This is a genomic window from Reyranella sp., from assembly GCF_004297265.1.
Classification (GTDB): Bacteria; Pseudomonadota; Alphaproteobacteria; order Reyranellales; family Reyranellaceae; genus Reyranella.
This window is the reverse complement of sequence record NZ_SCUT01000006.1, coordinates 1-9,412: the sequence shown is the minus strand read 5'-3', so window position 1 is coordinate 9,412 and position 9,412 is coordinate 1. Positions and strand designations below refer to the sequence as shown.

4 protein-coding genes and 2 pseudogenes are annotated in these 9,412 nt (G+C 67.5%); all 6 read left to right on the top strand.

The genetic code is table 11. From position 1 onward, the window contains the following. Nucleotides 1–795: pseudogene (locus EPO41_RS01735) on the top strand (DNA-binding protein); the annotation flags it as partial. Nucleotides 796–1,011: 216 nt separating this feature from the next. Next, complete coding sequence (locus tag EPO41_RS01730; protein ID WP_296319603.1) at nt 1,012–5,346, top strand: strawberry notch-like NTP hydrolase domain-containing protein; 4,335 nt, start codon at nt 1,012–1,014, stop codon at nt 5,344–5,346. 10 nt (nt 5,347–5,356) lie between these two features. After that, nucleotides 5,357–6,397 (top strand): toprim domain-containing protein, encoded by a 1,041-nt coding sequence (locus tag EPO41_RS01725; RefSeq protein WP_296319601.1) that lies wholly within the window; start codon nt 5,357–5,359, stop codon nt 6,395–6,397. A gap of 297 nt (nt 6,398–6,694) precedes the next feature. Continuing rightward, entirely contained in the window at nt 6,695–7,630 is a 936-nt protein-coding gene (locus tag EPO41_RS01720; protein WP_296319598.1) for a DUF2493 domain-containing protein, read from the top strand. Nucleotides 7,631–7,869: 239 nt separating this feature from the next. Then, a pseudogene (gene radC / locus EPO41_RS01715) lies at nt 7,870–8,439 on the top strand (DNA repair protein RadC); the annotation flags it as partial. A gap of 149 nt (nt 8,440–8,588) precedes the next feature. Next, nucleotides 8,589–9,065, top strand: a complete 477-nt coding sequence (locus tag EPO41_RS01710; protein ID WP_296319595.1) for a hypothetical protein — start codon at nt 8,589–8,591, stop codon at nt 9,063–9,065. Nucleotides 9,066–9,412 lie beyond the last annotated feature (347 nt).

The following is a 9,412-nucleotide window of genomic DNA, read 5'->3' as shown; positions in this document are numbered from 1 at the left end:
ATCAAGCCGCTCCCGGAACGGCTCGTGAGCGAGCTGACGGCTCATCGCACCCTCGCGCTGCGGGACGCGGTGGCGAACAATCCGCAGGTCGCCCTCACGGCGCTGCTGCACAAGCTTTGCCTCGACACCTTCCAGCACAGCGCTCCCGGCGCCTGCCTGGAAGCCTCGGTGCGGCATGTGTTCTTCCCTGCCCAGGCGGTCGATTTGAAGGACAGCCCCTCGGCCAAGGCAGTCGCCGACCGGCACGAAGCCTGGAAGGCCGAGCTGCCCAAGGACCACGCGCTGTGGGACTGGCTCGCCGCCCTTGACGACGGCCGCCGAGCTGCGCTGCTGGCGCATTGCGTCTCGTTCGGGGTGAACGCCCTCTACGAGAAGGGCGACCGCTACGGCGGACCGGGCGTCTCGGCGCACGGCGTGCAGCAGCGTATCGCCCAGGCCGATCGGCTCGCCCGCGCCGTCCACCTCGACATGGTGGAAGCCGGCTGGCGCCCGACAGTCGACAACTATCTCGGCCGCGTCACCAAGCCCCGCATCCTGGAAGCGGTGCGAGAGGCCAAGGGCGACCAGGCCTTGCAGCTCATCGACCACCTGAAGAAGGCCGAGATGGCGAAGGAGGCCGAGCGGCTGCTCGACGGCACGGGCTGGCTGCCCGATCCGCTGCGGCTCGCCGACAGCGCGAACATGTCGGACACACCTGCCGAGTCGGCCGAGGAGCTTCCCGCCTTCCTCGCCGATGGCGAAGGGCACGATTCCCTGACGGACGAGGCCGAGCCGCCGGCCATTGCCGCCGAATAGCGCGAACACCGCGGGGGTGGCCTCGGCGGTCCTGCGTTCCCGCCGCCAATCGTTGGATAAGCCCGGCCGCCGTGCCGGGCTTTTTCCTTTGAGACGTTCTGCACGTTCGATGCGCGAGGCAAGAGGGAGAGGACGGCCGGGACGGGTTTGAGCCGGCGGGGTCCAGAGAGAGCGCCTTCCGGTTCAGACCGCTCCCGCTCTCCCGAGGTCTCTTCCATGTCGAATGTCTCCCTATCGGCGGCCGCGCCCGCGCCGCTGCACTCGCTCGCCGGCGTTTCTGCGGATCCGTCCGCCGGCATTGCCGCGGCCGCACACCTTCTTCTCCCTCACCTCGAGCGTGGCAGCCGCATCGATGCGGTTACGCTGCGCGCCGCCATGGAGCACGCCTTCGGCGGCTCCGACGCAGCCGGCGTCTGGGACTGGAAGTCCGCGTACGACGCCTGCGAGGCGGCGACCGTGCTGTTCATGCGCAAGTTCGGCCCGGCCATTCGGGCACGCGCTGGCTCGCCGGCTGCCGAGCTGTCCATGCTCGGCAGGATCGCTGCGCTTCTTCCCGCGCACACGCGCAGATCCGAGGAAAGCCAGGCGCTGCAGCAATTCTCGACACCGATCGCGCTCGCGTTTGTCGCCGCCAGCGCCGCTACGATCGGCCCGGCCGATCTCGTGCTCGAGCCCTCGGCCGGCACGGGCCTGCTCGCCATCTTTGCCGAGCTCGCAGGCAGCAGACTGGCCCTGAACGAGCTAGCGGCCACCCGCGCGGCCTTGCTCGGACGGCTGTTTCCCGCTGTCGCGACGACGCGTCACGACGCGGCTCACATCCACGACCATCTCGACGATGCCGTGCGCCCGAGCGTCGTGCTGATGAATCCGCCGTTCTCGGCCGCAGCGCATGTCGATGGCACTGCGGCGGACGCCGCGCTTCGGCATGTTTCGTCGGCGCTTGCGCGACTCGCCGACGGCGGGCGCCTGGTCGCGATCACCGGCGCCAGCCTCTCGCCGGACCATCCATCCTGGCGCGAGGCCTTCGTCCGTCTGCAGGAACGCGGCCGCGTGGTGTTCTCGACAGCGATCGATGGACGTGTCTACGCCCGTCACGGCACCACGATCGAGACTCGGCTGACGGTCATCGATCGCGTACCTGCCGATGATCCGAGGTCGCTTCCAGCATCACTCGGCATGGCGCCCGACGTCGCCACGCTGCTCCATTGGGTCACGTCGCATGTTCCGTCGCGCTTGCCTGTTCATCGCACCGCCGCGTTTCCTGCCTCCGTCCCTCCCGTCACGGTCATGTCAAGCCGGAGGTCAGCACGGCAGCCACGCGCCAACGCCGGCGATTCGCTTGAACGAGTAGGCACTGAGCTCGCTTACGAGACCGTCGACTGGAAGCCGGCCGAGGGCGGCAGCCTCACCGAGTCGCTGTATGAAGGATACGAGCTGCAATCGATCCGGATTGCCGGTGCGCAGCCGCATCCGACACGCCTCGTGCAGTCGGCGGCGATGGCGTCCGTCGCGCCGCCCAAGCCCAGCTATCGACCGCTCCTGCCGGCCAATGTCGTCGGCGACGGTTTGTTATCCGACGCGCAGCTCGAGAGCGTCATCTATGCCGGCGAGGCGCACGGCGGCCATCTCGCGGGTTCGTGGGTGGTCGACGAGACCTTCGATGTCGTGTCAGCAGCGCCCGACGATGCCGAGAATGCCGTGCGCTTCCGGCGCGGCTGGATGCTGGGTGACGGCACCGGCGCCGGCAAGGGCCGCCAGGTCGCCGGCATCCTCCTGGACAACTGGCTGCAGGGCCGCCGACGCGCCGTATGGGTGTCGAAGTCCGACAAGCTGATCGAGGACGCCCAGCGCGACTGGTCGGCGCTCGGCATGGAACGGCTGCTGGTGACGTCGCTCACCCGCTTCCGTCAGGGCACTCCGATCCGCCTTGAACAGGGCATCCTTTTTGCCACCTACGCCACGCTACGGACCGATGCGCGCGAGGAAAGGGTTTCGCGGGTCCGGCAGATCGTCGATTGGCTGGGATCGAACTTCGATGGAGTGATCGTGTTCGACGAGAGCCATGCCATGGCCAATGCCGCTGGCGGGAAGGGTGAGCGCGGCGACCAGGCGCCCTCCCATCAGGGCCGTGCCGGCCTGCGCCTGCAGCATGCGCTGCCCAATGCCCGCGTCGTTTATGTGTCCGCCACGGGCGCCACCACCGTGCACAACCTCGCCTATGCCCAGCGGCTGGGGCTTTGGGGTGGCGAGGACTTTCCGTTCGCCACGCGCGCTGAGTTCGTGGCTGCCATCGAGGCCGGCGGCGTCGCGGCAATGGAGGTGCTGGCCCGCGATCTGAAGGCGCTCGGACTCTACGCGGCACGGTCCTTGTCCTACGAGGGTGTGGAGTACGAGTTGGTCGAGCATGCGCTCACGCCAGAACAAGTACGCATCTACGACGCGTATGCCGGCGCCTTCCAGGTCATCCACAACAATCTGGATGCTGCCCTGCAGGCTGCCAACGTCACTGGCGAGCGTGGCACCCTCAATGCGCAGGCCAAGTCCGCGGCGCGCTCGGCCTTCGAGTCCGCCAAGCAGCGCTTCTTCTCGCACCTGATCACATCGATGAAGACGCCGACCCTGATCCGGGCGATCGAGCGTGATCTGGAAGCGGGACATGCCGCCGTCATCCAGATCGTCTCCACCGGCGAAGCGCTTATGGAGCGTCGGCTTTCCGAGACTCCGACCGAGGAGTGGGGCGACGTGCAAGTCGACATTACTCCGCGCGAGTATGTGTTGGACTACCTCGCGCACAGCTTCCCCACCCAGCTGTTCGAGCCGTTCACCGATGGCGAGGGCAACCTCTCTTCGAGACCGGTCTATCGCGACGGCCAGCCCGTGCAATGCCGCGACGCTGTCGAGCGTTGTGACCGGCTGATCGAGCGGCTGGCGTCGCTGGCACCGGTCCAGGGCGCGCTCGACCAGATCGTGCAGCGCTTCGGCACCGATCTGGTGGCCGAGGTGACGGGCCGGTCGCGGCGGATCGTGCGCAAGGGTGACCGGCTCTGCGTCGAGAACCGCCCAGGCTCTGCCAACCTCGCCGAGGCGCAGGCCTTCATGGACGACGACAAGCGCATCCTGGTGTTCAGCGATGCCGGAGGCACCGGCCGTTCCTACCATGCCGACCTTTCGGCCCGGAATCAGCGGCTGCGCGTCCATTACCTGCTGGAGGCGGGCTGGAAGGCCGACACGGCCATCCAGGGCCTGGGACGCAGCAACCGCACCAACCAGGCCCAACCGCCCCTGTTCCGGCCGATCGCCACCGACGTGAAGGCCGAGAAGCGCTTCCTGTCGACCATCGCCGGCCGGCTCGACACCTTGGGCGCCATCACCAAGGGCCAGCGCCAGACCGGTGGGCAGGGCCTGTTCCGGGCCGACGACAATCTCGAATCGCCCTACGGCCGGGCGGCGCTGCGTCAGCTCTACCTGCTGCTGTTCGCCGGTAAGGTCGAGGCCTGCTCGCTGGAAGCCTTTCAGGCGGCGACCGGCCTGCATCTGACCGATCAGGACGGCAGCCTTCGCGAGGAGCTGCCGCCGATCACGACATTCCTCAATCGACTGCTGGCGCTCACCATCGGCTTGCAGAACACGCTGTTCGGCGTGTTCGAAGACCTGCTGCGCGCGAAGATCGAGGGTGCACGGGCCTCGGGCAGTTATGATGTCGGCGTCGAGACGCTGACGGCCGAGAGCCTGACGGTGACCCAGCGCCAGGTGGTCCATGTCCATCCGACGACCGGCGCCGAGACGCAGGTGTTCACAGTCCGCCGCCGAGAATGCAACCAGCCTCTCGCCCTGGCCGAGGCATTGGACCGGGCTGGCGATCCTCGCGCGGTCCTGCTCGTCAATGCGCAGTCGGGCCGGGCGGCGGTGCAGGTGCCGGCGCCCAGCGTCATGCTGGACGACGGCGAGGTCGAGCGCCGCGTCCGGCTCGTGCGTCCGATGGAGCGGACAGCCCTTTCGGTGGCGGCCCTCGAGCAGTCGCACTGGCAACGGTCGGATCGAGCTGCGTTTGCCCAAGCCTGGGCACGGGAGCTCGCCGAGATACCTCCTTACACGGAGAGCGAGCTCCATATCGTCACCGGCCTGCTGCTGCCGATCTGGAAGCGCCTGCCGGACGAGTCCATGCGGGTCTACCGCCTGCAGACCGATGCCGGCGAGCGTGTGATCGGCCGCTTGGTCTCGCCAGCCTGGGTGGCGCAGGCCGTCAGCGCCGATGGCGTGAACATTACACCGGCGGATGCCTGGACCGCCGTGCTCGACGGCCGAACCATCCTCGAGCTGCAGGACGGGCTGTCACTTCGCCGCGCCAAGGTGATGGGTCTGTTCCGGGTGGAGCTGGGCGGTTTCACCGACGGCATGGTGGATCGCCTGAAGGCGATGGGGTTGATGTCCGAGATCATCGCCTGGAAGCTCCGCCTGTTCGTGCCGACGGGCACTGCCGGCCCCTCGATCCTCGCCGCGTTGATGGAACGCTACCCGATCGTGCGCATCGCCGATCGGTCAGCGGCGTGAGGAGGCATTCATGCCGTCGCACGCCGCGGACCTGGCCCGCCGCCTCGCGCGCAATGCCGAGGCGGTGTGCCGTCATTACCTCTCGAACGGCCGTCGCGAGGGCCGCTACTGGCTGGTTGGCGATGTCGCCAACACACGGGGCCGCAGCCTGTTCGTGCGCCTGAGCGGCCCGGACCATGGCAAGGGTGCTGCCGGGCATTGGACCGACTCGGCCACGGGGCAGCATGGCGATCTTCTGGACCTGATCGCCCTCAATCGCGGCTTCCACCGCCTGCGCGATACCTTGGAAGAGGCGCGGGTGTTCCTCGCCCTGCCGCCGGACCCGCTCCCACCACGGCAGGATCGGCTGCCGGTGCCGCGGGGTTCGCCCGAGTCCGCGCGGCGTCTCTACGCCATGTCCCGGCCGATCACGGGCACCTTGGCGCACGCCTACCTGCATCGTCGCGGAATCACAACCGTGGCTCACGATGACCCGCTACGCTTCCATCCACGCTGCTACTATCGGCCCGACGAGCACAGCCCGACCGAGACCTGGCCGGCACTGATCGCGCCAGTGAGCGATCTCAAGGGCAGCATCACCGGAGCACATCGGACCTGGCTCGATCCGTCAGGCCATGACAAGGCGCCGATCGCTTCACCGCGACGGGCCATGGGCCATCTTCTCGGGCACGGTGTCCGCTTCGGCATGGCCTGCGACGTGATGGCCGCCGGGGAGGGCATCGAGACCATGCTGTCCCTGCGCATGATCCTGCCGACTCTGCCGATGGTGGCAGCACTCTCGGCCAACCACCTCGCCTCTTTGCTGCTTCCGCCGACACTGCGCCGTCTCTATGTCGCTCGCGATGCCGACCCGGCCGGCGATGCTGCGATGGCCACCCTGTGCAACCGCGCGGACGCCGCCGGGATCGCGCCGTTCGTCCTGTCGCCCTGCTTCGACGACTTCAATGACGATCTCCGCCGCCTCAGAATCGAAGGGCTCAGGGCATCGGTGCGCCGGCAGCTCGTCCCGCAGGATGTGGAGCGTTTCCTGGCCTCGGCCGTGACGGGATAAGCACGGGCACGGCGAATCTCTTCATCGTCGATCACTCTGCTGCCCTTCGGACGGGAGCGCGCCCCGGCCTTCTAGAGGGGCGATCGGACGGCAGCCGGCCCGGCCCCGCAACGGCGGTCCTGCGGCTTTCTTCCCCTGCCGGCTAAAGCCGGCATTCCTCGCGAGGCAAGAAAGCCTCGGCCCGCCGTCCTCCGCTGCGCTCCGGCCGCAAGCGCGGTGCGGGACCGGTCCGCCCGCCGTCTGTCGACGCCCACGAAGGCCGCGATGGGCGCGGCCGATCCGACAAAGGACAGCATCATGGCGACCAACGGCGATCCCGACTTCGAGCCCGTGCACGACACATCTCCGACCGATCACGTCCTCACCGAGCTGCAGCTCTTTGGCCACCGCCCCTTCCAGGACGAGCCCGACCCCCGGCCGCTGCCGGAAGCCAACGTCATCACCGGCGCCGTCGTCGACATCTTCGACGCACTGGTATCGACGCTGAGCGATACCCGCCTCGAGCCCGACCTGGAGGACCTTCTGTGGTCGACCGCCAACCTGTTCCATCGCGCCGTCGACCGGATCGAGCGCGAACTCGACGGCAACGAGCAAGCGCAGCGGCGCAGCCAGAAGGAGCAGAACGGCTCGGAGATCCGCTCGGTCGAGCTGGAGCGCCTCGTGGCCGAGGGCCTGACCCTGATCGAGCGCCGCAATGCCATGGAGCTCTTTCGCGACCAAGCTGCCGACCGCTTCGAGGTCCACACCGGATCAACCTGGCGGCCGCGCACCGGCTCGATGGTCAACCATCGGGCTCTCACCGCCGCGATGATTGACAGCCGCGAGTTCCTGGCCGCTCGTCGTCGCGCCGAGACCGAGCTGCTGGTGCCGGCTGGTCCCAAGATCGCCTTCACCGGCGGTGCCGACTTCAACGACCATCAACTCATCTGGGCCACGCTCGACAAGGTCCATGCGAAGCATCCCGGCATGGTCCTGCTCCACGGCGGCTCGCCGACCGGCGCCGAGCGCATTGCTGCCCGCTGGGCCGACAGCCGCAAGGTGACGCACGTTCCGTTCAAGCCGGACTGGACCCGTCATGCCAAGGCCGCACCGTTCAAGCGCAACGACCAGATCCTGGAGGTCCTGCCGATCGGCGTCATCGTGTTCCCGGGCTCGGGCATCCAGGAGAATCTCGGCGACAAGGCACGCAAGCTCGGCATTCCCGTCTGGCGGTTCGGATCGGGTGGCGCGTGAGCGCCACCTCTTCCCTTCGCCCTCGGGGAATAGCCGGACCCGTGAGAGCAAGAGGAAGGCCGGGAGCGGGTGAGCCGCTGGGCCTTCAGAGAGAGCGGGCGGCGGCTCGCCCCTTCCTGCTCTCCGGGACACGATCCATGTCTGCTTCATCTTTGACTTCTGCATCAGCGTCGCCGAGCCAAGGTCCCGCCATGAACGGCAATCTTGCCGTTCTGCCGTCGACAGAGCAGGACTTGCTCACCGGACTACTGGCTACATCGCAAGGCAGCGCGCGAGCTGATGCCCTCTTGCAGCACTTTCCCAGCATTGGCCATGTCATCGCCGCCGAAGCGGCGCAGCTTCGCGCATTCGGACTGACGGGCCGTGACATCGCCGCGTTTCGGCTTGTCCGGGAGATCGCGTGCCGCATGGCCAGAGCCGAGGTGCGCCGGCGACCGGTGCTCGGCAACTGGCAGGCGCTGATCGCCTACCTGCAGGCGGCAATGGCTTATGACCAAGTCGAGCAGTTTCGAATCCTGTTTCTTGATACCAAGAACAATCTCATCGCCGACGAGGTGCAGCAGCGCGGCACGGTCAATCACACGCCGGTTTACCCGCGCGAGGTCCTGAAGCGTGCCTTGACTCTCAACGCCGCTGCGCTGATCGCGGTCCATAACCATCCAAGTGGCGATCCCAAGCCGTCCCGGGCCGACATCGAGATGACGCGCGAATTGAAAGCAGCCGCCAAGGCTCTTGAGATCGAGCTGCACGACCACGTCGTGATCGGGCACGGAACCCATGCCTCGTTCCGGTCGCTTGGGCTGCTCTAGAACGATGCCAGGGAACGGCGGTGCTCGCTTCGGCTCGGGCGGTGCGCAAAGCGCCGCCTTTTGGCCAACTTCACATCCGAAAGTTAATCGATCGCGCCATGGTGGTGGTGGAAGGCGCAACCGTTCGACCTTTGTCACGGAGTTCCACCATGCTTGGCGTTGGCATCGTTCTCAGCATTTTCGGCCTCGGCTTCTTCTGCTGGCTGCTGTTCACGCTCGCGGTTTACGCGCTCCCTTTCCTCGCCGGACTGACAGCAGGCCTCGCTGCCCTTCAAAGCGGTGCTGGTGTCATCGGTGGGCTCGTCGTGGGATTCCTTGCAGGTGGCGCGACCTTGGCGCTCGGGCAGATGGCCTTCGCCACTGCCCGTAAACCGCTGATCCGCATCATCATCGGCCTGCTCTACGCCGTGCCGGCAACGGTCGCCGGCTACCAGGTGTCGTTTGCGCTTGCCGGAATCGGCATGTCCAGCAGCGGGTGGCAGACGGCATTCGCCGTGATCGGCGCCGTTCTCTCTGGCTGCACGGCCTTCTCGCGCATGGCGCTGTTTGTCACGCCGCCGGACGGGCAAGGTACCGGGGGCGCTTGCTCGCCTGCTGACGGGCGGCTGCACGACCAGGGTCGCTGACGCTCTTTGCGTCGCCAATCATCGAACAGGTTGGCGAGATGGGGGCGGTGAACGCTCGTCTCGACGCGACAGGCGAACGCAGCCCTCTATGACCACTTCGAGTGGGCCGTTCCTCTGGCGCAGACGACAGGAGGCAGGCGAGGCGCGCTGTCTGCGACCGGTTGGGCTGAGACGATGCCGTCCTTTTTCTACGCCACGACCGCCGTCTCTTCGCCCGTAATGCCGGTCCTCTTGCGCAGGTCCCTTCAGGTTGGCCACGACTTCTCCCGAGGATGCTGTTCGGCGCGCGACCCACGGCCTCTCTTTTGGCTGATCTGGCCAGAGGACGGCTGCGCCTCGATCGCCTG